Annotated in this window: 22 protein-coding genes; 10 read left to right on the forward strand and 12 right to left on the reverse strand. The window is 45.4% G+C overall.

What is annotated here, in order from left to right; genetic code table 11:
• Nucleotides 1–604: 604 nt before the first annotated feature.
• The 3 genes from truA to OL444_RS00015 all read right to left on the reverse strand — a co-directional run bounded on the left by truA (nucleotide 605) and on the right by OL444_RS00015 (nucleotide 3496).
• Nucleotides 605–1363, reverse strand: a complete 759-nt coding sequence (gene truA, locus OL444_RS00005) for a tRNA pseudouridine(38-40) synthase TruA (protein ID WP_264735303.1) — start codon at nucleotides 1361–1363, stop codon at nucleotides 605–607.
• Nucleotides 1364–1486: 123 nt separating this feature from the next.
• Nucleotides 1487–2962 (reverse strand): DUF4476 domain-containing protein, encoded by a 1476-nt coding sequence (locus OL444_RS00010; RefSeq protein ID WP_264735302.1) that lies wholly within the window; start codon nucleotides 2960–2962, stop codon nucleotides 1487–1489.
• Nucleotides 2963–2998: 36 nt separating this feature from the next.
• Nucleotides 2999–3496, reverse strand: a complete 498-nt coding sequence (locus OL444_RS00015) for an acyl-CoA carboxylase biotin carboxyl carrier protein subunit (protein ID WP_264735301.1) — start codon at nucleotides 3494–3496, stop codon at nucleotides 2999–3001.
• A gap of 136 nt (nucleotides 3497–3632) precedes the next feature.
• Between OL444_RS00015 and OL444_RS00020 the strand changes: the two genes are divergently transcribed.
• The gene (locus OL444_RS00020; protein ID WP_264735300.1) at nucleotides 3633–6182 is read left to right on the forward strand and encodes a M1 family aminopeptidase; all 2550 of its coding nucleotides are present in this window, start codon (nucleotides 3633–3635) and stop codon (nucleotides 6180–6182) included.
• Nucleotides 6183–6281: 99 nt separating this feature from the next.
• On the opposite strand, the gene OL444_RS00025 is transcribed toward OL444_RS00020, so the two are convergent.
• Nucleotides 6282–6458 (reverse strand): hypothetical protein, encoded by a 177-nt coding sequence (locus tag OL444_RS00025; protein WP_264735299.1) that lies wholly within the window; start codon nucleotides 6456–6458, stop codon nucleotides 6282–6284.
• A 203-nt stretch (nucleotides 6459–6661) separates the two neighbouring features.
• On the opposite strand from OL444_RS00025, the gene OL444_RS31865 reads away from it, so the two are divergent.
• Nucleotides 6662–6892, forward strand: coding sequence for a helix-turn-helix domain-containing protein (locus OL444_RS31865; RefSeq protein ID WP_371878169.1), 231 nt, complete (start codon nucleotides 6662–6664; stop codon nucleotides 6890–6892).
• An 18-nt stretch (nucleotides 6893–6910) separates the two neighbouring features.
• On the forward strand, nucleotides 6911–7150 hold the full coding sequence (locus tag OL444_RS00030; protein WP_264735298.1) for a helix-turn-helix domain-containing protein: 240 nt from the start codon (nucleotides 6911–6913) through the stop codon (nucleotides 7148–7150).
• Between the two features lie 182 nt (nucleotides 7151–7332).
• Here the strand turns inward: OL444_RS00030 and OL444_RS00035 are convergent, their stop codons facing one another.
• From OL444_RS00035 to OL444_RS00050, 4 genes are all read right to left on the reverse strand, one after another.
• Nucleotides 7333–8250 (reverse strand): hypothetical protein, encoded by a 918-nt coding sequence (locus OL444_RS00035; protein ID WP_264735297.1) that lies wholly within the window; start codon nucleotides 8248–8250, stop codon nucleotides 7333–7335.
• Nucleotides 8251–8270: 20 nt separating this feature from the next.
• Nucleotides 8271–9056 carry a TPM domain-containing protein gene (locus OL444_RS00040; RefSeq protein WP_264735296.1) on the reverse strand — a complete coding sequence of 262 codons (786 nt, stop codon included), beginning with the start codon at nucleotides 9054–9056 and terminating at the stop codon, nucleotides 8271–8273.
• 39 nt (nucleotides 9057–9095) lie between these two features.
• A complete protein-coding gene (locus OL444_RS00045; RefSeq protein ID WP_264735295.1) occupies nucleotides 9096–9551 on the reverse strand; it encodes a TPM domain-containing protein in 456 nt (151 codons plus the stop codon).
• 105 nt (nucleotides 9552–9656) lie between these two features.
• A complete protein-coding gene (locus OL444_RS00050) occupies nucleotides 9657–10235 on the reverse strand; it encodes a LemA family protein (protein WP_264735294.1) in 579 nt (192 codons plus the stop codon).
• Nucleotides 10236–10623: 388 nt separating this feature from the next.
• Here OL444_RS00050 and OL444_RS00055 point away from each other — a divergent pair, with 388 nt between their 5' ends.
• The 6 genes from OL444_RS00055 (at nucleotide 10624) to OL444_RS00080 (ending at nucleotide 18205) form a co-directional block, all read left to right on the forward strand.
• Nucleotides 10624–11088: a response regulator gene (locus OL444_RS00055; RefSeq protein ID WP_264735293.1), complete on the forward strand. Its 465-nt coding sequence runs from the start codon at nucleotides 10624–10626 to the stop codon at nucleotides 11086–11088.
• 170 nt (nucleotides 11089–11258) lie between these two features.
• Nucleotides 11259–12629 carry a dipeptidase gene (locus OL444_RS00060; protein ID WP_264735292.1) on the forward strand — a complete coding sequence of 457 codons (1371 nt, stop codon included), beginning with the start codon at nucleotides 11259–11261 and terminating at the stop codon, nucleotides 12627–12629.
• 86 nt (nucleotides 12630–12715) lie between these two features.
• Nucleotides 12716–13117: an RNA-binding S4 domain-containing protein gene (locus OL444_RS00065; RefSeq protein ID WP_264735291.1), complete on the forward strand. Its 402-nt coding sequence runs from the start codon at nucleotides 12716–12718 to the stop codon at nucleotides 13115–13117.
• A 352-nt stretch (nucleotides 13118–13469) separates the two neighbouring features.
• A complete protein-coding gene (lysA, locus tag OL444_RS00070) occupies nucleotides 13470–14690 on the forward strand; it encodes a diaminopimelate decarboxylase (RefSeq protein ID WP_264735290.1) in 1221 nt (406 codons plus the stop codon).
• 358 nt (nucleotides 14691–15048) lie between these two features.
• A complete protein-coding gene (locus OL444_RS00075; RefSeq protein WP_264735289.1) occupies nucleotides 15049–17379 on the forward strand; it encodes a GAF domain-containing protein in 2331 nt (776 codons plus the stop codon).
• Between the two features lie 178 nt (nucleotides 17380–17557).
• Nucleotides 17558–18205 carry a hypothetical protein gene (locus OL444_RS00080; RefSeq protein WP_264735288.1) on the forward strand — a complete coding sequence of 216 codons (648 nt, stop codon included), beginning with the start codon at nucleotides 17558–17560 and terminating at the stop codon, nucleotides 18203–18205.
• Between the two features lie 12 nt (nucleotides 18206–18217).
• Here OL444_RS00080 and OL444_RS00085 read toward each other — a convergent pair whose 3' ends face one another.
• Nucleotides 18218–18409: a hypothetical protein gene (locus tag OL444_RS00085; protein WP_264735287.1), complete on the reverse strand. Its 192-nt coding sequence runs from the start codon at nucleotides 18407–18409 to the stop codon at nucleotides 18218–18220.
• 298 nt (nucleotides 18410–18707) lie between these two features.
• On the opposite strand from OL444_RS00085, the gene OL444_RS00090 reads away from it, so the two are divergent.
• Entirely contained in the window at nucleotides 18708–18893 is a 186-nt protein-coding gene (locus tag OL444_RS00090) for a hypothetical protein (RefSeq protein ID WP_264735286.1), read from the forward strand.
• Nucleotides 18894–18914: 21 nt separating this feature from the next.
• On the opposite strand, the gene OL444_RS00095 is transcribed toward OL444_RS00090, so the two are convergent.
• The 3 genes from OL444_RS00095 to OL444_RS00105 form a co-directional block, all read right to left on the reverse strand.
• The gene (locus OL444_RS00095) at nucleotides 18915–19376 is read right to left on the reverse strand and encodes a nuclear transport factor 2 family protein (protein ID WP_264735285.1); all 462 of its coding nucleotides are present in this window, start codon (nucleotides 19374–19376) and stop codon (nucleotides 18915–18917) included.
• Between the two features lie 107 nt (nucleotides 19377–19483).
• Entirely contained in the window at nucleotides 19484–23137 is a 3654-nt protein-coding gene (locus OL444_RS00100) for a BamA/TamA family outer membrane protein (protein WP_264735284.1), read from the reverse strand.
• Nucleotides 23134–23982 (reverse strand): hypothetical protein, encoded by an 849-nt coding sequence (locus OL444_RS00105; RefSeq protein ID WP_264735283.1) that lies wholly within the window; start codon nucleotides 23980–23982, stop codon nucleotides 23134–23136. The genes OL444_RS00100 and OL444_RS00105 overlap by 4 nt, the downstream gene beginning before the upstream one ends.
• Nucleotides 23983–24031: the final 49 nt, after the last annotated feature.

A 24031-nucleotide genomic window follows, 5' to 3' on the forward strand; every position in this document is an offset into this window, starting at 1 on the left:
CCTGCCGCTAGCGTTCATCCTGAGCCAGGATCAAACTCTCCATTGTAAAGAAGTTGATACCTGACTAATTTCTCTCGAAATCAATCGGATATTTAATTATGTTTAGCTTTAACATTACCTGTTTGAACTTAAGTATCACTACTTAAATTCGTGCTGTTGTTTCCATTCTTTCAAAGAACTTTTGACGTTATCGATTAACTACTTAATCTCCGTCGTTGTTGATGTGTGAGATCCGATCTCGGTGGCCGTTTGCCGTACATCTTTTTTCATCTTTTTCGCAACCGTCGCTTTCCGTCTGTTGCCCCGTTATCGTTGGGGTTGCAAAGGTAAGCAACTTTTTATTTCTACCAAATCTTTTTGAAAAAATTTCTGATTTTTTTTCTCGTTATCTCTGTTGATTAATCTTCAATAACTACGCTGTTATCAGCGGTCAGAATGTGGTAAAAATACAGTGTCGTGAAGAGCTTTTGTAACCGTGCTTTCTATCAAAGCGGAGCGCAAAGGTAGGCGGATTTTTAACACTACCAACTATTTCTTATAATTATTTTTGCATTATCTTCTGTAATCCTTTACAGCAAAGGATTACAGAAGATAAAAATTATTATCAGACTACGTCCACAGGCTGTAAAAAATTATCCGGATACCGTACTTTCATCAAAAAAAGCCCCTGCGGCGGCACTGCAAAATCAGCATTTGTACAATCGCGACTCTCTATTGCCGCACGAAACGCTTCCAGCGAAAGCTTGCCCCTGCCCACTCTCAGCATCGTACCAACCAGGCCACGTACCATTCCCCGTAAGAAACGATTGGCAGTAACGTTATATACTATACGTTCTTCGGATTCAGTCCAATAAGATTCTTCAATAGCACATATAAATGTCTTTACCTGTGTATTACGTTTTGAGAAGGTAGAGAAGTCACGATACTCTTTCAGGATAGTTGCAGCTGCCTGTAAAGCGACGATGTCTATTTTATAAGGAAAGAAATACCCCCTGTCTTTCATGAAGGGATCTTTGCGGGTATATAAAGTATATTCATAGGAGCGGCTCAACGCAGCAAAACGACTGTTAGCTTCCGGTGGCACACCATATATGCCTCTTAATACTACATCCTCCGGTAAAATGGCGTTGATTTTATAGAGGAACTGCGGATGTAATGGCAACTCCGTATCGAAATGCAGGAAGTTCTGGTAGGCATTCACACCGGCATCAGTTCTGCTGGAACCTGTACTTTCTATCTTATCCCGGAATAATATACTCAGCGCCCGGTCTACCTCTGCCTGCACCGTATGTGCATTCTCCTGCACCTGAAAGCCGCTGTATTGCGCACCTTTATATCCTACTTCTATAAAATACCTGCTCATATGGGTGCGAAAATAAAGAATTACCAGTTTCCAATTAATCATTACGCCCTGTACAACAGAAATAGCGGAGGATCTTCCATTATTACTGTCGTACAGGGCGTACGTATTTATCTTATCCGTTACTTATTTATGTAACATGGCTTTGAACCGGCCTTTATAATAAGTATCGGTGAGCAGACTTTCAAGGGTTGCGTACTTTTCTGTATCGTAGGTTTTTGAATAAGCCAGATCCAGCAGGCGGTAACGGCCATCATCTGCCGCCATCAGTTGCGCCAGTGTTTTTATCTGTACCGTCTCGAGACAATAATTACGGGTTTGTTTACGGAATACGTCAATCATCCCATCATCACTTCTCGCGGCTACAAACTTGCGTAATACCTTGCGGAAGGTATCCTCATCCATGATGTTCCCGCAATCGGTATTGATGAGTCTTGCATCGGTTGCTTTACTGTTTTTACCAGCTGCTACTTCCGTACCGGCAACTGCTGCCGCTTCCGGCGCACCGGTTACTTCCTCTTCTCCCCGCTTCTTTTTCTTGCGGCTGCCTTTTTCCGGTGCATCCACCGGCACTGCAGCGGCAACGCCATAACCACTCGGATCTGTAATCACATTGGGTGGATTCTCTGTATCGTCGAATAACTTACGTTTCTTCTTTTTGCTACGCTCCGGTTGTTCCGCTACGGGCGCAGGTGTTTCCTCCACTACTGCAGGTGCTACTGTAGTCGCTGCAGGCTGATTTTTGTCGTCCTGAAACTCTATGAAATCCGGATCGCCTTCTCTTTTCTTGCGGTTCTTGGGTTTCCGGGGTGTTTCTTCCGTTACCACAGCAGCTTTAGCAGCTTCCTCAGCCGCCGCTTCTCCGGCAGCTGCTTTCCGTTCTTCTACCATCACCTCACTCAGGATAGCCTGTTCTTCTGCTGTCAGCGGTGCTTTGGTATCTTTTGCCTTTTTATCACCGGCATCTGCTACCGCAACAGTATCTTTTGCTTTTTCTTTAGGCGCTTCTGCTATGGAGCCATTCCGGTCTTCACCCGTTACCACTACTTTATCCAGGGCTGATGAAAAACCGTTGGCGGGTTTCGCCGGGCCGGTCACGGTGGCTTTATTGGCAAAGGTGGTTTCCAGGTCCTTCTGGAGATTGCCCATCATTTCTTTCTTAGCGGTATCTGAAGCAGCGGCTGTTGTTTCTTCGGGAGGGGCCGGCGCTTCTGCAGCTGCTGCTACAGCAGGGGCTTCTTCTCCGTTATCCGGTTTCAGTTCCCGGAAAGTTTGCAGATTATATAACGTATAACCAGCGTCTGCGCTCTTCTTCAACAAAAAGCCCTGATCATTTTTTCCTACTTTCAGATAAAACTGTTGTTCGGGCCCTTCATTCTTCGGAAACCCTACCGTCAACGGTACGGTTCCATTCTCCAGCTGAGGGATGATCAGGTACCCCCGCTCTGTAGAGCTGAGGAGCTTCCCTTTATGTTTCACATAAAATGGTTGTCCCTTTTCGCTCTGAATATATACATAGTGTCGTTGCTCCTGTGCCCATAGGCGGCCACACCATAACAAACATACCCAGATGTATATAAATGTCCTGTACTTAAGATGCATACTATAAATTGGTATAAAACTATCCTTGTGCAAATATTATTCCAGCACGATCAGCACTTCGCCTTTTTCCACTGCAGTGCGTTCTGTTACCTTAATTTCCTTTACGATTGCATCTGAACCGGATTTGAACACATTCTCCATTTTCATGGCTTCGAGAATCAGCACCGGGTCTCCTTTACGGATAGCCTGTCCGGGTGTTACCAGTACTTTCAGTACCAATCCCGGCATAGGCGCCTTGATATCGTTTATCTTTTTGGTCAGGGCATCTTTAATACCCATAGAGGCCAGCAGCTGGTCTATTGGTTCTTCAATGGCTATTTCATAGGGTTGTTGATTGATCTGGAGTACCACTGTTTTGGTATCCCGGTCTACCTTCAGCACCTGGGCCTGATAGCTATGACCATCCATAATAATACTGTAATCGCCGGAAGGCAGCCTGGCTGCCGACCAATCCACGGCTTCGTTATTGCAGGTAAGCTGTGTATCTCTATTAATGGTAAAGGTAGACTTCCCATTTACGGTTGCTTTGATCATAGTGCTGTTTTATTGGCCTGTAAGCCTTACAAAAATAGCATTTTTAACCACTCACCTCATATTTGGCCCATTTGTTTAAATTTGGCCCTGTTAATAGTCGCTAGCCGATACATTTGTTTAAAACCGTCGCTTGATAATGAATCATTACTTAAAGCAATCTCTCTGGGGCGTGCTGATTGGAGGTTTGACCGGGCTGGGCATGAGTACCCCGCTACTGGCACAATCAGATAAAACTACCCAGGAAGACCCTGCACTCAAGATCTACCGTGCTGCTGCCACCAAGGTAAATGACCTGGTGCATACCAAACTGGATGTGCGTTTCGATTATGCGAAAAGATACCTGTATGGTAAAGCATGGATTACCCTGAAACCGCACTTCTATACCACAGACTCCCTGACACTCGATGCCAAGGGAATGGATATTAAGACCGTGGCTATCGTAAAAGATGGCAAAAACATACCGCTGAAATACACCTACGATCAGCAACAGCTGCAGATCCGGCTGGATAAAAGCTACACCGCTGCTACACAGTACGTTGTTTTCATTGAGTATACCGCCAAACCGAATGAGCTCACAGTAAAAGGCAGTGCAGCGATCACGGATGCCAAAGGGTTATATTTCATCAATCCCGATGGTACCGAGCCGAACAAACCTACCCAGATATGGACACAGGGCGAAACAGAAGCTTCTTCTGTCTGGTTCCCTACTATCGATAGAACCAACCAGAAATGTACCCAGGAAATCAGCATGACCGTGCAGAAGAAGTATGTGACGCTGTCCAACGGTAAACTGGTGAGTCAGAAAAATAATGCAGACGGTACCCGTACCGATACCTGGAAGATGGATCTCCCCCACTCTCCTTACCTGTTTATGATGGCGGTAGGTGAATATGCTGTGGTAAAAGACAGCTGGCGCGGGAAAGAAGTCAGCTATTACCTGGAGAAGCCCTATGAGAAGTATGCGAAACAGATATTCGGCAATACGCCCGAGATGCTGACCTTCTTCTCTCAGCTGCTGGGATACGAATATCCATGGGTAAAATATGCGCAGGTAACCGGCCGCGACTATGTTTCCGGCGCGATGGAAAATACGACGGCTACCCTGCATGGAGAGTTTATGCAGAAAACCGACCGGGAACTGCTGGACAACAACAATTACAACGAAACCGTTATCGCGCATGAACTGTATCACCATTGGTTTGGTGACCTGGCTACTTCAGAATCCTGGAGCAACCTCACAGTAAATGAATCTTCTGCCAACTACAGCGAATACCTCTGGCTGGAACATAAATATGGCAAAGATGCCGCTGATGAAAATGGCTATGAAGCTGGTGTCAACTACCTGACTTCTCTCCGTTACAGTGGCGATAAAGACCTGGTACGTTTTCATTACCACGACAAAGAAGATATGTTTGATGCCATCACCTATCAGAAAGGTGGCCGTATCCTGCATATGCTCCGCAATATAATAGGCGATTCTGCTTTCTTTAAATCCCTGCAGGTTTATCTGAAAACCAACGCCTTTAAAGCCACCGAAGCTCATCATCTGCGCCTCGCCTTTGAAGAAGTAACCGGCCAGGATTTAAACTGGTTCTTCAACCAGTGGTACTTTGGTAAAGGATTCCCGGAACTGGATATCAGCTACAAATACAATGAAACCGCTAAAACGGTAACGGTTATACTCCAACAGATCCAAAGAGATCCCAAAGTATGGCAACTGCCGATGGCGGTGGATATTTACGAAGGAGGTAAAGCCACCCGTCATCAGCTGACGATGCATAACCGCATAGATTCCTTTACCTATAGCTATACGGTGAAACCAGATCTGGTAAATGTAGATGCCGACAAAGTACTGCTGGCTAAGATGGATGATCACCGTGATTTCAGCTCCTATTTCTACCAGTACACGCACGCGCCGTTATACATGGATCGCCGCGACGCGATTGAAGAAGCCATACAGCGCCAGGGCAATGATCCACAGGCAATAAAGCTGCTGCAACTGGCATTAAAAGATAAATATCATGGCCTTCGTTCCATGGTAGCCGGCAAATTGAAGCTGAAAAATTCAGCGGTAAAAGCAGCTACCATTGGTATCCTGACAGAGATCGCGAAACAGGACCCACATGCGCTGGTACGTGCCGCTGCCTTGGAAAACCTGGCAGAACTGAAAGATCCGCAATACAAAGCGCTGTTTGTAAATGCGACGAAAGATAAATCCTATGGTGTAGAAGCAGCCGGACTGTCTGGTCTCGCAACGCTCGATGCCGATAGCGCCTATATCATTGCCAAAAAACTGGAAAGTGATGCCAAAGGCAAACTGGTAAGCGCCATTGTTGGGGTGTATGCACAAAAAGGTAATGCTGCCGATACCGGCTTTGTATCTACCCGGTTTGAAGAAACCAGCGGACAGGATAAACTCAATGCCGCCTTTGAATACCTGGGCTTCTTATCCAAAGTAAACAATACACCTGCTGTGGTAAAAGGTCTTGGTCAGATAAAAGGGATGACAGATCAGTTCAAAAGCAATCAGGTAAATACTTATATCAGTAACTGGCTGGATGAGATTTCCAGAAAGAAATCCGATGATGCCGCTGTTGTTACCGGTACTCCGCGGGAAGAGCTGCTGAAACAGGCAGACTACATGCGCAAGGCTTCCGAAGCCCTGAAAGCAAAAATCAAGGAATAAAACAATCCATAATAAAAGCGTTACACCTTTTTGTCGCATCGCTGCAAAAAAGTGTAACGCTTTTTTCATGGGTACCAACTTTATCAATGGCGGTAGTATTTATGGCCTGCCTGTTGCGGGAAGCGCATATAAAGCAGTTCCTGTTGCCCTGATCTCATCCACATCTTTCCGAAGCGCTGCCATCGTCTCTTCTAATTTGGGCAACTCTTCTTTCAACCACTTATTCTGTGCTTCCAGAGAAGCAATAGCTGATACCAGGAATTCTTTCTCGGTCATAAATAAATTGTTTTGGAGATGATGGTGCTGCTGATGATCAAACCACCTATTACAAAGCCAGTTGCGCCTACCGTTTACAACCCTATCTGATTAAACTACTTCCTGTCAGAAATATCAGGAAATGCTTTGTTGTGTACTTAAAGGTACACGATATTTTTAAATATTAGTTGATTGTTTGCAGGGAAAATATAATCAGCCTGCCGATGACGATTGATGATACTGAAATACTGGTACGATTTGGAGCTAATCTCAGGAGGATCAGGCAGGAAAAGCAGCTTAGTCTAAGGCAGCTATCGTATTTATGTAAGGTAGATTATAGTAAGATTGGCGCGATGGAGCGAGGAGAGATTAACATCACGTTATTAACCATTAAGGAATTGGCGCTCGGATTAGATGTTCCTCCCAGCATGTTATTGAACTTCAAATTTGATTAACCCGGTATTTCCCACCCCATGGAAACCTTCGTGCACACTTCAATGGAATTATATGTGATAGCTGTTGTTAAACAGAAAAGAATGGAAAAGGGCTATTCTCAAAAAGTGCTCGCAAATATGTTGCATGTCTCACCAGGTTTTATCGGAGATGTAGAAAATCCTGAATACAGGGCTAAATACAACCTTAACCATCTCAATGCACTGGCTGGTATATTCGGGTGTTCGCCCCGCGATTTTTTACCGGAGAAAATGTTATAGGCGCGACATGACTCACCTGTATGTTTGTTAAATCTGTTGAAACAGTTTGTGGTACGTTGTTACGCACGGTTTCTCATCAGGCCAGTGAAGATTTTTATAAAGACATATATAAGCGGAGTAATAAAGCAGCACCAGCTGTAGCTACTGGTACTTATAGCGATGCCATCTTTTACAAGATCAGGTTAACCTTCCAGTGCCACTACACTATCCAGCTGCGGATTCCATCTCCAGGGTGATTTAGCCAGCCGTACACCACCCAGCCAGCGATGCTCCAGCGATACATAATCGAGATAATTCTCTTCTTTGGCCAGCACTTCTCTTCCCAGGGTAGTAATTTTTATCAGCTGGTTATCCACTTCTGCGATACCGGCACGATCCATCCGCTGAATGATGATATCCAGCTGGAAATCACCGAAGCCATAAATGGCCAGTTCATCCCAGAATGTTTTGTACAGGTCGTAGCGCCGGTAGTTACCCAGTGCGATCCGTTGCAGGAAGAAGTTTTCGATGGTGGAAAGACCGCTTTCTATATGGGGAAATCGTTGCAGATGTGCATGAATAGCTGCCGGCAGATGGGTCAGTTGTCCCGGAGGTAATTTGGAGATCATTTCCAGTGCCTGGGGAGTGTCCATACAAAAAGCGTCCCAGGCGTCTGCTGCCAGCTGCAGGTCTTCGGGAGATAACAGCTGCCGGTGTTCCAACAGCTTGGGGAAGTCAGTAGCAGACCGCTGGTGTGGCAGGTCCACGATACTGATAGGAGGATGTTCTTTGATCCGCGTAGTGATGTAGTGCAGGATAAACAACTGGTTTATCTGGCAGAACAAGTCATACTCGAACCAAAGAACAATTTCCTGCCAGGGACCGGAGGTGGTTATTTTCTCCAGTTCCTGTACGACATTGGTATAATAAGTTTGTTTGTCAATCCCATACTGGAATTCCAGATGTTTGGCGCGGCTTTCGAAAAAAACAACCGGATCATTGGTATGCTTTACCTTTCCTTCACACATCATCTCCCGGCACACTACCAACTCACCTGGTACCTTACTCTGCTGAAACAAAGCAAGGATAGCATCTCCGTTTAACACATGCAGGTATGACATAAAATAGTTTTCAAGGGTTATTACCAGCTACCACTGGCGCCACCGCCACCGCCGGAACCACCGCCGAAGCCACCAAATCCGCCGCCGCCGCTATCACCACCAGACCATCCACCACCACGGCTACCGCTGCCGAAACCGCTCAATCCACCAATTACCGGCCAGATCCAGCCACCACGTCTGTTATAGGTAGTACCGCCACCACGTCCGCCACCGCCGCCACCGCGACTAATGATGGAGATAATAATCACGATGACCATGATCAACAGAAACAGGGTGCCTACGCCGATACCCGGTTTGCTTTGCCGGGGGTCTGCCCGGTATTCACCGGCAGCCGCCTTGATCAATGCATCTGTAGCAGCATCCAGGCCTTCGTAGTAATGCTTTTCGCGGAAGGCAGGTTTCAGTATCCTGGAAATAATTTCATTGGCCACCGCATCCGGAATAGCACCTTCCATGCCGTAGCCGGTTTCTATTCTTAACTTCCTGTCGTCCAGCGCTATCAGCAACAGTACGCCATTATTTTTTCCTTTGGTACCAATGCCCCAGTCGCGCAATATCTTCAGCGATACCTGGCTGATATCATAATCCCCGACGGATTTGAGTATCACTACAGCGATCTGTGTGGAAGTACTGTCGTAGTAAGTAACCAGTTTCTGCTCTAATGCATCCTCCTCATTCTTTAACAGGGTACCGGTAAAATCATTTACTAACGTTGGAGGATTGGGCCGGGGTGGAATTTGCTGGGCATTCGCCAGCAAACCTGCTATCATTAACAATCCCGGTAAAAACCAGCGTAATATCCTCATTGTATCTAAGCTAAAATCGTTTAAAAAGAGTGACCACCACTATCCGAATACAATATCATCCGGCAGTTCATTCTCGTCGCTGCCTGCTTCATGTGGGAAATGCGTACGCAGTGAGATGCCGATTTCCTGTATGCAGGCTTCAATGCCTTCAATGATCTGACCGCCCTGAAAATGGCTTCTCAGCAAAGTTGCTTCCTTCAGCCAGAAATCATCGCCCACCTTTTCGTGGATACCCTGGTCGCCCAGGATGGCAAACTGGCGGTCTTTAATGGCCACGTATACCAACACGCCATTACGCTGTTTCGTTTTTTCCATATTGAGCGACAAAAATGCTTCTTTGGCGCGTTCGATAGGATCAACATACGTGCAATGGTTTTCCACAAACAACCGGATCTCACCAGAGGTCAGCCGCTCAGCTATTCTGATGGCTTCTACCAGTCTGTGTTTCTCCGGTTCAGAAAAAATCTCTTTTCGTTTAAAAGGGAAAATGCCCATATTCAATTGATGATTGCTTAGGTTGAAACAGCTTTGTAACGCCCTGCATAACAGGGAGGATACCGGTAAGTACCCTCCCCCGGTATACAGGTTCAACGAACTTTATCAGAATTTCACCTGCGGTGCAGTGTCAGCACCCGCCTGTGCTTCGAAATAACCTTTTTGTTTGAAACCGGTGATACCAGCTACCAGGTTATTCGGGAACGTACGTACAGAACTGTTATAGCTGTTCACCGCTTCGTTGAAGTCGTTTCTGGCTACGTTGATTCTGTTTTCGGTACCTTCCAGCTGTGCCTGCAGGTTCATGAAGTTCTGGTTGGCTTTCAGTTCCGGATAATTTTCGGATACTGCCAGTAAACGACCTAAAGCCTGGCTCAACTGACCCTGGGCAGCCTGGTACTGCTGTATTTTTTCAGGGCTGAGGTCATTGGCGTCCAGTTTGATCTGGGTAGCACTGGCGCGGGCCTCGATTACCTTAGTCAATGTTTCTGTTTCAAAATTGGCAGCCCCTTTTACAGTGGATACCAGATTAGGGATCAGGTCTGCACGGCGTTGATAGCTGCTTTGTACCACACCCCATTTATTTTTCACATTTTCTTCGTTCTTCACTAATCCATTGTACTTTCCGCAACCGAACATACCCAGTAATACGATAACAATGATTACAATGATTCCTTTTTTCATCTGAATTTAATTTAAGTTTTAAGTGTCGACAATCGTGCAAAAGGCATTCCCATTTTACACCACTAACGGTGTAAGTAGTGTTTTTTCCGGTGAATGCTCAAAAATGAGCGGTAAAAGCCCCCTTTTCATAGTACCACGAAAATATGGAAACTAAAGCAGTAAACCGCTACTGCTATGGGAAACCACAAATTTTAAAAAAAGTTCATTCAACCTTGAAAAATTCATTATAAAACAGTATGTTTATATGTACCTTTGCAGCGTATAAACCGTTGAAGGTTTTATTATGCTTGCAATAGGTGAATGGGGCAGAATGGATACAAATCGACTTTGAGGGTTTCATTGTTTCTAACTCATTTATTATTACTAATTTGTAACTAAGTCTGCTTAAATGAGTGCACAACACATCCATATACTCTATATTGATGATGAAATACACAACCTGAACGCATTTAAAGCTTCATTCAGGAGACTTTACCATGTTGTTACTGCCACCTCAGCAGAGGAAGCAGAAAAATTACTGGAGCACCAGGAGTTTCATGTCATTATTTCAGATCAACGTATGCCCAAAACTACCGGCATCGAATTTTTTGAATCCATACTGGAAAAATACCCGGAACCTATACGTATGTTGCTGACCGGATATGCTGATATCAACGCTGTAGTAGACGCTATCAACAAAGGACAGGTGTATAAATATTTCTCCAAACCCTGGAACGAAGAAGAATTAAAACATAATATCGAGAAAGCATTCGAAGTATATTCTCTCCGCAAAGAAAATAAAGAACTGACTGCCAAACTGCTGGACGTAAATGAAAAGCTGGAATTCCTGGTACGTCAGAAACTGATTTCCTGATCATTTACTACCCTTTTTATGGCACTCCCTACTGGAATCTGCTCCCAACCGGCAGCCTATAGTCATTTCCCATAACCCCACACCGGTTATCACAAAATCCTTTCCCCGCCGTTCCCGAATGTTGTTTTTCCTTTAACTTGCACCACATTGTGAACTTAATTTCCTGAATCATGCAAGTTTGGAAAGATTACCAGGCGGAACATAAAGACCGTTTCCTGGATGAATTACTGGAATTGTTACGTATCCCTTCCGTGAGTGCAGACTCCCGCTTTAACGGAGATGTACAAAAATGTGCGGAAGCTGTAAAACAACGCCTGCAGGAAGCTGGCGCCGACAAAGTAGAAGTATGCCCTACTGCCGGACATCCCATCGTTTACGGAGAAAAGATTATAGATCCTGCTTTACCTACCGTACTGGTATACGGCCACTACGACGTACAACCCGCAGATCCCCTGGAACTGTGGCACAGCGGTCCGTTTGAACCGGTTATCAAAGACGGAAACATATACGCCCGCGGCAGCGCGGACGACAAAGGCCAGTTTTACATGCACGTAAAAGCCTTTGAAACCATGAACCGCACCAACACCATCCCCTGCAATATCAAATTCATGATCGAAGGGGAAGAAGAAGTAGGTTCTGCCAACCTGGGCATCTTCCTGAAAGAAAATAAAGAACGCCTGAAAGCAGACGTAGTACTGATTTCCGACACCTCCATGATCAGCCTCGAAAACCCGTCTATCGATACCGGTCTGCGTGGTCTGGCCTATATGGAAGTAGAAGTGACCGGTCCTAACCGCGACCTGCACAGTGGCGTATACGGCGGTGCTGTCGCTAACCCGGCTACCATCCTCGCTAAAATGATTGCTTCCCTGCATGATGAAAATAACCACATCACCATTCCTGGCTTCTACGACAACGTACAGGAACTGAGCGCGGAAGAAAGAGCCGACCTGAACGCAGCTCCTTTTGATGAAGCCGAATACAAAAATGACCTCGGCGTAGATGAACTGTGGGGAGAGAAAGGTTATTCTACCATCGAAAGAACCGGTATCCGTCCTACCCTGGAAGTAAACGGTATCTGGGGCGGCTACATCGGCGAAGGTTCCAAAACCGTATTGCCATCCAAAGCATTTGCCAAAATATCCATGCGCCTCGTTCCTAACCAGGACTGGCACGAGATATCCGACCTGTTTGCCAAACACTTCGAAGCCATTGCGCCGAAGAGTGTACAGGTAAAGGTTACCAAACACCATGGAGGCAGCCCGTATGTAACACCGGTAGATTCTATCGCGTTCAAGGCTGCTCACAAAGCCGTACATGCTACTTTCGGTAAAGATCCTATTCCTGTTCGCGGTGGCGGTAGTATTCCTATCGTAGCACTGTTCGAAAAAGAACTGGGCCTGAAAACCGTATTGATGGGCTTTGGCCTGGATAGCGACAACCTGCACTCTCCTAACGAGAAATACGGTGTTGCCAACTATTACAAAGGCATCGAAACCATTCCTTATTTCCACCAGTTCTTTGCGGAACTGAGCAAATAAGCTGTTGCCTGCCAGGAGTAAAGGAATAATCACCCGATTAGCCCTTTACTCCCGGACGCACGGCAACAGATGTTAAATCTGTTATTATGAGTACGAATGAAAAGTTACGTGTAGATAAATACCTATGGTCCATCCGAGTGTTTAAAACCCGCAGCCAGGCATCTGATGCCTGCGATGGTGGTAAAGTAAAGCTAAACGGCGCTACCGTGAAAGCAGCCAAGAGTGTGAACGTAGGTGATAAATTTGAAATCCGGACACCCGCCCGCAAATGGCTCATTGAAGTAACCGGCTTGTTAGCCAACCGGGCTGCCTATAGTGAAGCCATCAAATATTATATTGATAACACACCCGAAGAAGATAAACTGGCACCTGCCTTTACGCCTTCTGTATTCCAGACCGGTAAACGCCAAAGCAAGATTGGCCGTCCTACCAAAAAAGACCGCCGCAGTATCGACGGCTTTATGGAACCGGAAGAGGAAGAAGCATAGTGGCGGCACCCCGGCATGTACTGCCGGGGCCTGACTGCCTGCTGACACTGCCGGGATGTCAGCTTACCGGCACAGGAAGCCTGCTGACACGTTATTACTGTCAGTTTGCAACCACAGACCGGCTGCTGACAAGACCTGAATACCCACTTACAGGATCAGGTAACCCGCTGACCAGCCTTTTCCGGCTGCTGACAGCCCTTGAATGCCTGTTAACCGCACTTGAATGCTCATTTACCAGGCTTGAATGCCAGCTGACCGTCACAGGATGTTAACCACACAGACCCTTTTTTCTATAAATTCTCACATTTGCGTAGTAATTTTGCCTCCTCATTCATAAATCAAGGATAAATCAATGCCTAAACAAAGCGACGTACTTGCTACCGATTTCCTGGTGAAAATCGCGGAAGAATTTGGCACCCCGGTATATGTATACCATGCCGAAAAGATCAAAACTCAGTATGAGAAGCTGCAAAATGCTTTTCAGAAGACTAACACCCGCTTTTTTTACGCCTGTAAGGCATTGACCAATATCAACATCCTGAAGTATATCAACTCCATTGGTTGCGGACTGGATACTGTGTCAATACAGGAAGTACAACTGGGCCTCAAAGCAGGCTTCGACCCTAAAAACATTATTTTTACCCCCAACTGCGTAGACCTGCAGGAAATTATTGCGGCGAAAGACCTGGGTGTTATCATCAATATCGACAACCTCTCCATTCTGGAGCAGTTTGGCCATACCTTCGGCGATAGCTACCCGATCTGTATCCGCCTGAATCCGCACATCATGGCGGGTGGTAACTTTAAAATCTCCACCGGGCATATCGACAGCAAGTTTGGTATCTCTATTCACCAGATGCGCCATATCGAGCGTATTGTGAAATCCACCAAACTGAAAGTAACCGGTCTGCACATGCATACCGGCTCCGAAATCAAAGATGTGGATGTATTCCTCCGCGGCGTGGAAATCATGTTCGAAATGACGCAACACTTCCCGGATCTGGAATCCATTGACCTGGGCAGCGGTTTCAAAGTAGCTTACCAACAAGGCGACCCCGAAACAGACATTGAGCTGCTGGGTAAAAAGCTGACAGCTGCTTTCAACCACTTTGCGGCTACCTATCCCCGGCCATTACAGCTGTGGTTTGAACCCGGAAAATTCCTGGTAAGCCAATGCGGTTATTTCATCGTAAAAGCCAACGTGATCAAACAAACCACTGCCAATGTATTCGTAGGCGTGAACTCCGGATTCAATCACCTGATCCGCCCTATGTTCTACGATGCCTTCCACCTGATCCGCAACATCTCCAATCCAAAAGGTACTGAACGGATCTATACCGTGGTAGGTAACATCTGTGAAACAGATACGTTTGGCTGGGACCGGAAGCTCAATGAAGTAAAAGAAGGCGACTATCTCGTGTTCTACAATGCCGGCGCCTATGGTTTCGAAATGTCCTCTAACTTCAACTCCCGCCTTAAACCGGCAGAAGTATTGGTAAAAGACGGCAAACCAGCCCTGATACGCCGCCGGGATACCCTGGAAGATCTGCTGAAAAACCAGATTGAACTCTAAATACCACATCCCTGCTATTTATATTAGCAGATAACTATATTTAAACATAACAGCCACGCGGTACAGACTTTATTTATACCGTTTGGCTGTTATTTTTTTACCCTTCCCGCCATATTTTGGCATATAATTGATAATCAATCAAAATATTAGCTAAAATCAGATGCCCCCATCTCTACCCAAGATTTCACACTTGTTAATTTGAATTTCATCAGGGAATATAAAATATCTCTCCTACCTTTGCGTCTACATATGTAATCCCCACAACTACTCCTACACTGCGTTTACTGAAATCGTAACAAATAATGATGATTGCTGACTAAAAAAAGACAGCCTTTGGTGATAATTTTATACCAGATTTATGAAAGTTTTAACTGCACACCCGGGAATATTTAATGATGAGAAAGTCATAGACTCCAACATCTCATTCGCCCCTTTCCTCCGGTTCCTGAAGGAAAAGGCCCAAAATGAGTCCGATAGCCGATCCACTTTTTACAAACTGATGGTAGAGAAATTTGAGCGGAACCCGGATACCATGCTGCCCATTGCAGCTACTGATGACCTCTCCCAATATAAAGAATACCTCGATCTGCTGATCGCTGCTATATTTCCCATTACCACCGATACCAACAAAGATATCTATGGCATTGGCGTCCCTTTTAAGTTTGCCATCTTCTATTACTCTGACCTGTTCAAAAAAACATTTGCAGAAAATGGCTACCAACTGACAGCAGTACCACAGGGCGTTTCCCTGAATAAAATCAAAAAAGATAAATTAAACTGGCTCTATAAACTGATCCTGGAACGGGTATATCATTTCCCCGTCAACTATCAGAATGATATCATCCACACCCTCGAAATAGAGGCAGGAGAGAAACGCTATGTGAAAGTGAATATCGATCCGCGTTTTGTGGATGTGAAGGTCAAAGGCGATACACCTCCCCTGGATTACAACCGGTTTTGTTCCTGTCAGAACTCTCCGGAAAACCTCCAGGAGATACTGCCGCTGGATGCATTTGCCCTGGAAGGTTTCGTTATCTGGACCGTGGAAGACGTCACCCAGACAGAAATACTCAACAATATCAAAAGTCTGGTGATGAACATGAACACCAGCAATGAAATAGATAGCTACCGTAACCTGGAAAAAATGCTGCCATCTATATTGCAGCTGCCTGGTATTACGGCACACCTGGTGCCATTCCCGAAAGTAAATGGCAAACACGTACTGGAAGAGCAGTTTTCTGCCATAGATCCCATCCTGGGTATTGGCAATACCAAACAGCAACAACACTTCTTTCAGCTGATGTTATCCTACCTGGAACGCCACCATGGTCCACTGATTATTTCAGATGTCAATGAAGCTACCGTTAGCTCCTACGACTTCCTGAAATTTCTACCTATCAAAAACATCCGGAGCTTTGTACTGTTCCCGATCGTACATAAAAAGGAAATCCTGGGGGTACTGGAACTGGCATCTGCCAAAGAAAATACCTTGAATGCCGATCCTCTTTGGCTCCTCGAAAGCACCTATCCCCTGCTGGTACTCATGCTCAATCGCAGCATGAACATCCTGGACAGTCGTCTGAATGAAGTGATCAAAGATCAGTTCACGGCCCTCCAGCCTTCTGTGGAATGGAAGTTCGTGGAAGAAGCATGGCGCTATCTGCTCACACCTAAAGACCAAAGAAAGGATATTGAAAACATCACCTTTGAAGAAGTATACCCGCTGTATGGCGCTGTAGATATCCGTAACTCTTCCATCCAGCAAGGCAACGCTATCCGCGAAGACCTGCAGGAACAGCTGGAACTGATACGCGACACTCTCGAAACCATCAGTCAGGAAATACACCTGCCCCTCCTGGAAGAACTGCAGTTCAAAACAGCCGATATGCTGCAGAACCTCAGCAACAACCTACAGGCAGGAGAAGATATGAAGGTGAATGAATTCATGGACCAGGAAATACAACCGGTACTGGAACACCTGTGCGAAGGCAACGAACAGCTGAAACCTTTACTCCGCAACTATTTCTCGAAAATAGATAAAACAGAAGGATACGTTTTCCATCACCGCCGGGAATATGAGGAAAGCCTGTCTTCCCTCAATATGGCTATCAGCCAATACCTGGAAAAAGAACGGGACTATATCCAACAGTCCTTCCCCTGCTATTTCGAGAAATACCGGACAGACGGTATCGAATACACGATTTACATCGGACAATCCATTGCGCAGGACAAAAAGTTTGATCACCTCTACCTGCGTAACCTGCGTCTATGGCAGCTGACATCCATGGCACACATTGCGAAACTCACCCACCAGTTAGGACCGCAATTGAAAACACCGCTGGAAACTACCCAGATGATTCTCATGCACAGCGCCGCCATTACCATCAGCTTCCGCAGCGATGAACGCCGGTTTGATGTGGAAGGTGCCTATAACATCCGCTATGAAATCATCAAAAAGAGAATAGATAAAGTACATGTGAAAGATACCGGTGAACGTCTCACCCAACCCGGCACTATCGCCATCGTCTATTCCCATGTAAAGGAAATGGAGGAACTCAAAAAATATATCAGCTTCCTCCAAAGCAAAAAACTGCTGCTACCCGACATCGAAATGCTGGATCTGGAAGAGCTGCAAGGCGTCAGCGGATTAAAGGCATTACGGGTGAAAGTAAATATAGAAGCGGCGTAGTGAATACCGGTAGGTATGCTTACTAAATAATATACACCACCAATAAGCGCGCATATGCTCCTGTTAACAGGAAAGCATATGCGCTTTCTCATTTAAATGCTTCCAGAATATTTTCCTGTTTTAGTTTGATTAAGATAACTAGCTGTTTTAAACAGTACTTTGCCGCAAATTTATCCTTGTGTACTCAAGATACGCGCTTAAATATTTAGAAAAATCCACTACAATTAATGACCCCAAAAAAGCATTGGATAAACATGGTCTTGATATAAGAGATGTTATTAATCTTTGCGGGGGATTTCCTCCTCAGAGAATCACGGAATTAGCTATCAAAATCATTTCCACTCATGAAGACATCATACATATAAAAATATTCACGGATTTGTATGAAATAGTTCGCTCCATTAATTTTGATTACAGGTTTATTGACAACAGTTATATGCATGTTTATAAACCACAGCAAATGATAGGTACAAATCTTTTTCTTCACCAAGTCAAAACAGCACGATCCAGGAAAATGTTAAAATTGAAGACGGTTGCCAGAGCAACTGATGAAGGAGATGATATTCAATGGTGGGGGTATTATTGTTGGGGGCGATTAGGTTATCAGATGATGAAAGATGAGCAAGTTGAATTTCTCCGTTGGTTAAATAATTTTAATCGAAAAGAAAAAACATTACATGAATTATTAGCAACAATAGAAGGTCGGCAACTGTGGAAAAACCATGGATATACCTGGAGAGCAGAATTTCATCTGGACGATGAATCGGAGACAATGAATAATTTAAGAAGCTATTTACAAAGTAAAAATATAGCACTGTATTTATAACATAGATACAGGCTAAACATCTGACAGATGCAGCAATTCATCCTGAACGGTACTAGTAGCCTTATTTTTATTTTCAAGTACAAACAGTACATGTTGAGGGTACATCCTCTCTACTGCTTTAATTCCCTCATCTTTAAAGAGAACAAAAGCGAGAATCATTTCATTAATGATAGCCTTCTTTCTATATTCAGCAGCATTTTTCATATAAACAAATCTACTGAAAATAAATTGCTTTTCTCCCGAAAAATAAAAAACAGCCAGCTATCTTCTCCTGGTTGCAAATACTTTTCTAAATCCAAAAAGTATCAATCGATTATAAAATAGCACATTGCTAATTAATATATAATTATATACATCGAAACATCAAAATGATTTTAACATCCTAAGTCTGATATTATCTATATCTCCCTATTATAATCAGAGGTACATTTCAGATTAAAAGAAATAAAACATCAGCTCCTTCTTTGTATAGAAGCTAAGGCTTTTTAGTAATTTCATTTGTATGAAAAATGCAGAAAAAAACAGAAAACAGATTAACGATATGCTCTTGGTTTTTAGTCTTTTCCTAGATGAAGGTATTATAGCAGTAGAAAGAATTTTTCCGGAGTATAAGCAGTTTATATTAGCACATAAAGACAAATCTCTAAGCCTTCTTAAGAAGGAACTCGGTCTACTTCTTCCTGTTTAGTGTAATCCGGATAAACTTCTCTTAAATCCCTTCCGGACACCCCTCCTTACGCTTTGTATAAATCAAATACTGGATCTTCCAGCCATCTGACCCTTTCACCAGCTGAATAGAATTCACGCCGCAATGGGAAAACTTTTGCCGGAGTAAAAACCGAAATGGCGTCCACACGGTTGCCAGTGGTTCATCTACTTTGATCAGGCTGAATATTACCTGCTCATCGGCCGCATTCTTTTCCAGGTGGGAAACATTACTGGCGAAGGCAATCACCTGGGTGGTTTTCACCGCAGTCTGGCCATCTTTGTCGGTGGAAATAGACTGTATCACTGCCTCCGGTGTAAAGCAAGCCTGAATAGCAGCGCTATCGGAGTTACGCATGGCAGTAAATAATCTGGTAACGGCAGCCTTCACGGCATCTTCGGTTTTCTGGGCACTGGCAGCAGCACAGGATAATAAGAGTACGAGGGAACAAAACAGGGAACGCATTTTTTTAAACTGAATATACGAATTAAGCGATAAAGAAAAACGCATTTTCCGGAAGATATACAACGATGCGCTGTAGCTGTTACCCGGAAAATGCGTTCTGTCTTATGTTAGAACTTAAAGCCCAATGTTACATAGGGAATGGTTTCTTCTTTTGAATGCCCTACCACCGCAGTGATAATAAAAGTATTCACCGGCGCCAGGTATAATCCACCACCATAGCCATCATGCCATACATGCGAGGTTTCATTATCCTGCCATACCCGGCCAATATCATTGAAGGCAACAATACCTACGCCGGCAGGTAAGATATACGTTTTCAGGTCGAAGAGTTTTACCCGGATCTCGGTGTTGTTATACACCGCTGCATTGCCCGCAAAACGATAGTTGCGATATCCCCGCAGATTTTGTGTACCGCCTACTGTCAGCGCCTGGAAGTATTCATAATCGCCCCAGATCTTACCACCACCAAAGCGGCTTACGATCACGAAGTTGGCTGGTATCCGGAAGCTCATGTACAAACTCAGGTCAGATTGCAGCTGCATAAAATTGCGGCTGTCGCCACTCAGTCCTTTGTTACCCGTCCAGGTAGTATTCCAGAAGATACCACGGGTAGGGATGATCTTATTGTCGCGCGTATCGAACTGCACAGCTATTTTCGCCCCGGCATAATATTTATTCCGGAAGGTGTTGGCCGAATCCAATTTGTTCTGCTGGAAGTTGGTAATATAACGTCCCCCATTTTCATCTTTATTAAATGCATAATGATTGATCAGCGGACCGTAGGCAATACTGACATGCCGGCCAAAACTGGTACGCAGCAATGCTTCTGCACTATACAGGTTAAAACGTGCCCGGTAATAGGAAATGGTTTTATTACCGGATTTATCAAACACGGTTTCATTACCAAAGCCGAAGAAGTTGATGGTATTATTAGGCGCCTTTGCATTGGCGAGTAGCAGCAGGTCTGATTTACCGATGACGTCTGTCAGTTCGCCCGTATACTTAAAGTTCCAGGCACGTGTTGCCAGCGAGTGGGTAGCCGTAAACAAATGTTTGGCTGCAAACGGTTCCTTGCGGAAAGAGTGGCGGATCAGTTGTAATCCTACTCCCAGCAATAAACCATCGTCGCGGTTATAGGCGCCCGCAATCAGCGGCATTGTTTTCTCATATTTGAAAGCATCTCGTTTGTAGCTGATATTCTCCGGATTATCAGACAGCCGCCGTTGTTCATTGCGGGTTAATGCGAAGCTGTCTTTACCGGATTGCTGATCGTATACCCGTATACGTTTACCTGCCTTTACGGTGGTGCTGTCGATGTAGGTATCACGGTCTTTACCGCCAATCAGCCGAATACGGATCGGCGTACCGTGGTTCCCTTTTATTTCAAAGCGATCGTTACCACCCAATCCGTATACATTCAGCACTTTGGTATCCGACGGATCAAACGTGCGGGAGTAGATGTTTTGCTGTACTTCTCCCTTTTTGCTGATTTTGAAGATATTCAGCGCTACCTTGCCGCCGGCTTGTTTCTCGAGGGATATCAGCTCATTCTTCTCGGTAGCCGGTACATCCACTCCTCTAGCCAGGAAGCGGTAGTATTTCATCACATTTTTTTCCAGGATATTACGGCGTACCGATAAGCGGTGTACCATCATAGGCCCGACAAGCGATTGTATCGTATCCGGGAACGCTTTTACGGCAGCCTGTATCACGCTGTCTGTCATACGCCCCAGGAATTTATCCGTTTGCTTTTTCCAGTCTTTTTCATCCAGTTCATGGAGGAAAGAGCGATCGAAATACCGGCTGCTGAAATTAAAGCCGTTGATATCCGGAATGTAATCCCGGAACCCCTGTATACCCGGTATCAGCCACGGACGGGATACTGCCCGGGGTAACAGGCCTTCATTCAGGAAGAAAGCCTGGTCACGGTCGCGTGGTACCGGATAATAAATCTCGCGGCCTTTATGTTTTTCGCGGTACCAGCGCCACTGATCATCATGCCGGTCAAAATCCATGATATACATATCGAAGATACGTGCCCGCAACACTGACTTCTGATCTATCTCCACATCATTATCTCCCCATAGTTTCTTTAATACTTTAGGGGTATTATAGGTTTTATCGTTGCTACCGGTTTTAGGTTCTCTTTCTTCAAACAGGTATACGTCATGACCAAAATCCGTGGCATATACGCCCAGCGCAGTATCCACCGGCATGTACACAAAAGTAGGATGGGTATGCGGTACCCCTGCAGCTTCCGCCAGTACACTTACCGCCAGCGGTGCATAGGGATTGGCGCCGGAGATCTGATCCTGTACTACTTCCCGTGCAACTGTTTCCCGCAGTATTTCGGGGATGGCTGCCAACGGATATTTTTTCAGGGAACGCATCGCGTATTCAGTGCCGGTGCTGTCTTCCAGCCGGAGCGATCGGGTTTGTTTACCGCCGCCACGCTGCAGGATCTTTAAACCGCCTTTCGCCGTATGCAGGTTCAGTACCGGAAATTTCAGCGGCGTCGCCCATACATCGCGGTAGTTGTTTCCCAGTAAAAAGCGGTGGAAGTTATTCACGTGGTTGTATTGCGAATCGGGCGCCATCACCATATACGGCGGCAATGCAGCCGGCATGGTGTAGGTAAGGCCCTGTTGCGGCAGGTCGCGTAAATGCAGTAAGGTGTTGGTAAACACCGGTTGTCCGGGTTGATCTGCGAGGTAATACTGTACCCGCACGGTACTGTCGGACATCACTTCCAATACGCTGAAACCACTACCAGCTGTGGCAAATAATGATTTAGGTCCTCTCCGCACGCGGTTGTTTTTGGCGCCGCTGCCGCTGATGACATACGCATTTTGTGCATCTTTAATCAACTGCAACGTGTGGTCGTGGCCGGACACATATACCACGGGGCCATGTGCCTGCAGGGCTGCTTCCACACCTTTTACCATTTGCTGATATTTCGGATTGGGCAGGTCTTCTGCAGTACCAAATACCCCTCTTGCAATAGGATAGATGGAACCGATAACCGGCAACGGAACATAGAGCCAGGGCCGGAGATCTGTCAGCGGAAACAGGTGTTGTTTGGCGGTATAGTAACCACCATGAATACCATAACTGCGGAAAGGATGATGACTGGCGAAGATGATCAGCTTATTCCGGTTCAGCGCAACGATTTCTTTCAGGCGGGAAAGTATTTCATCTTTATCCTTGCAGTCGCAGGAAGATTCCACACCGGGCTTTTCATAAGGAAATACCCACCATTCGCTGTCCATGATGATCAGCGTAATATTGTCGGCCAGCTTTACTTCCACGGGGCCGGGACAACCATCTTTAGGCAGGAAGGTAACATTATCCAGGTGCTGGGAATCCACATATTGCTGTTGATTACGGATTACCTGCCAGCCATCGGGTTTACTTTTATCCCAGTCGTGATTACCGGGGATAATAAATCCTTTTGCGGCTGTTCCCCTGACCAGGTTAATCTGGTAATCCAGGATCCCCCGTGCAACCGGATAGCTGCGGCTGGTGGAATCGGGCAGGCCGCGCGGATATACGTTATCACCCAGAAAGAGGATGGTGTTCTTACTATCCTTCAGGTCAAATTGCTGCCGGACAGCATCTACCACCGGATTGCGGTCATTGTCGTGCAATTCGCCGGCATCTCCTATCAGGATTATCCGGTTTACCACGGCAGGCGTTTGTGCCTGCAACGAAGCGGATATGCCGAGCAGCAGGGTTATATAGCGTATTGTTCTGCGGATCATTTCAATTGATAAGTAAATTTGAGAATATTGGCGGTACCATCATATCCGCCTTCATTGGAAATATACATGTCGCCGTTGGCAGCGAAGGCCAGGCCTTCGGGCTGTAGGAACAACCGGTGTTTCAGGTTGTAGGCTTCCTGTACATGCCCCTGTAAATCGGCGATTACCAGCAAACTATTTACGGATGCCACGATGTATAATCTTTTTTCAATAGGATGTATAGCCGCAGCAGATGGTTTGAAGAAACGCATATCCGTACCGGCTAACCGGGCTATCTCACGGCTATCTAAGTGATACAGGGCGGCGGTATCATAATCGCGGGTAGCGAGGTTAAAGCGATAAGCACTGGTATGGCCGCTTTTTTTATCTGCTTCGTTATTTTTAGCAATTAAGACAATGCTGTGTAGTTGTGGATCATAATAAGTGGTTTCAAATTCATGTTTGCCTGCTTTCGGAAACTTATAATGGGTACTGCCAACCGAGTCGGTAAAGAGCCCATATACTTCGTAGAGTGCACCATTGCTTTTTAGCACGAACCAGGTGCTATCGGCATGGCAAATGTCTTCATAGTCGCCATTTTTAGCGAACTTCCAGGAAGGATATGGTTTGTTGGCGGTAACATCTATCTGATAAATTTTCCCTTCTTCATCATTTACAGCGAGTATATTATGCTCATCCGGAAACAGTTCAATACCTGAAATCTCCTGCATAGACTCCCGTACCCGGTAACGTACCGGTTCTTTCAAATCATATCCCCGGGGCGATGCATATACTTTCTGTTCTTTATCACTGAAGCTATTACACGACAGCAAACACAAAACAAGCACCAACAATCTTACATTCATAGTGTGACTTTATACCATAAATTTAACTCAAAAATGCAGTAACTTAGGT

It is taken from the genome of Chitinophaga nivalis, from assembly GCF_025989125.1.
Taxonomy (GTDB): Bacteria; Bacteroidota; Bacteroidia; order Chitinophagales; family Chitinophagaceae; genus Chitinophaga; species Chitinophaga nivalis.

Excerpts from the sequence above, each read along its gene's own strand:
- OL444_RS00105 (WP_264735283.1), bottom strand. The coding sequence starts at position 23,982 with ATGAATGTAAGATTGTTGGTGCTTGTTTTGTGTTTGCTGTCGTGTAAT.
- OL444_RS00040 (WP_264735296.1), bottom strand. The coding sequence starts at position 9,056 with ATGAGGATATTACGCTGGTTTTTACCGGGATTGTTAATGATAGCAGGT.
- OL444_RS00015 (WP_264735301.1), bottom strand. The coding sequence starts at position 3,496 with ATGATCAAAGCAACCGTAAATGGGAAGTCTACCTTTACCATTAATAGA.
- OL444_RS00030 (WP_264735298.1), top strand. The coding sequence starts at position 6,911 with ATGGAAACCTTCGTGCACACTTCAATGGAATTATATGTGATAGCTGTT.
- OL444_RS00060 (WP_264735292.1), top strand. The coding sequence starts at position 11,259 with ATGCAAGTTTGGAAAGATTACCAGGCGGAACATAAAGACCGTTTCCTG.
- OL444_RS00065 (WP_264735291.1), top strand. The coding sequence starts at position 12,716 with ATGAGTACGAATGAAAAGTTACGTGTAGATAAATACCTATGGTCCATC.
- OL444_RS00035 (WP_264735297.1), bottom strand. The coding sequence starts at position 8,250 with ATGTCATACCTGCATGTGTTAAACGGAGATGCTATCCTTGCTTTGTTT.
- OL444_RS00085 (WP_264735287.1), bottom strand. The coding sequence starts at position 18,409 with ATGAAAAATGCTGCTGAATATAGAAAGAAGGCTATCATTAATGAAATG.
- OL444_RS00050 (WP_264735294.1), bottom strand. The coding sequence starts at position 10,235 with ATGAAAAAAGGAATCATTGTAATCATTGTTATCGTATTACTGGGTATG.
- OL444_RS00100 (WP_264735284.1), bottom strand. The coding sequence starts at position 23,137 with ATGATCCGCAGAACAATACGCTATATAACCCTGCTGCTCGGCATATCC.
- OL444_RS00090 (WP_264735286.1), top strand. The coding sequence starts at position 18,708 with ATGAAAAATGCAGAAAAAAACAGAAAACAGATTAACGATATGCTCTTG.
- lysA (WP_264735290.1), top strand. The coding sequence starts at position 13,470 with ATGCCTAAACAAAGCGACGTACTTGCTACCGATTTCCTGGTGAAAATC.
- OL444_RS00020 (WP_264735300.1), top strand. The coding sequence starts at position 3,633 with ATGAATCATTACTTAAAGCAATCTCTCTGGGGCGTGCTGATTGGAGGT.
- OL444_RS00055 (WP_264735293.1), top strand. The coding sequence starts at position 10,624 with ATGAGTGCACAACACATCCATATACTCTATATTGATGATGAAATACAC.
- OL444_RS00075 (WP_264735289.1), top strand. The coding sequence starts at position 15,049 with ATGAAAGTTTTAACTGCACACCCGGGAATATTTAATGATGAGAAAGTC.
- OL444_RS00025 (WP_264735299.1), bottom strand. The coding sequence starts at position 6,458 with ATGACCGAGAAAGAATTCCTGGTATCAGCTATTGCTTCTCTGGAAGCA.
- OL444_RS00010 (WP_264735302.1), bottom strand. The coding sequence starts at position 2,962 with ATGCATCTTAAGTACAGGACATTTATATACATCTGGGTATGTTTGTTA.
- OL444_RS00045 (WP_264735295.1), bottom strand. The coding sequence starts at position 9,551 with ATGGGCATTTTCCCTTTTAAACGAAAAGAGATTTTTTCTGAACCGGAG.
- truA (WP_264735303.1), bottom strand. The coding sequence starts at position 1,363 with ATGAGCAGGTATTTTATAGAAGTAGGATATAAAGGTGCGCAATACAGC.
- OL444_RS31865 (WP_371878169.1), top strand. The coding sequence starts at position 6,662 with ATGACGATTGATGATACTGAAATACTGGTACGATTTGGAGCTAATCTC.
- OL444_RS00095 (WP_264735285.1), bottom strand. The coding sequence starts at position 19,376 with ATGCGTTCCCTGTTTTGTTCCCTCGTACTCTTATTATCCTGTGCTGCT.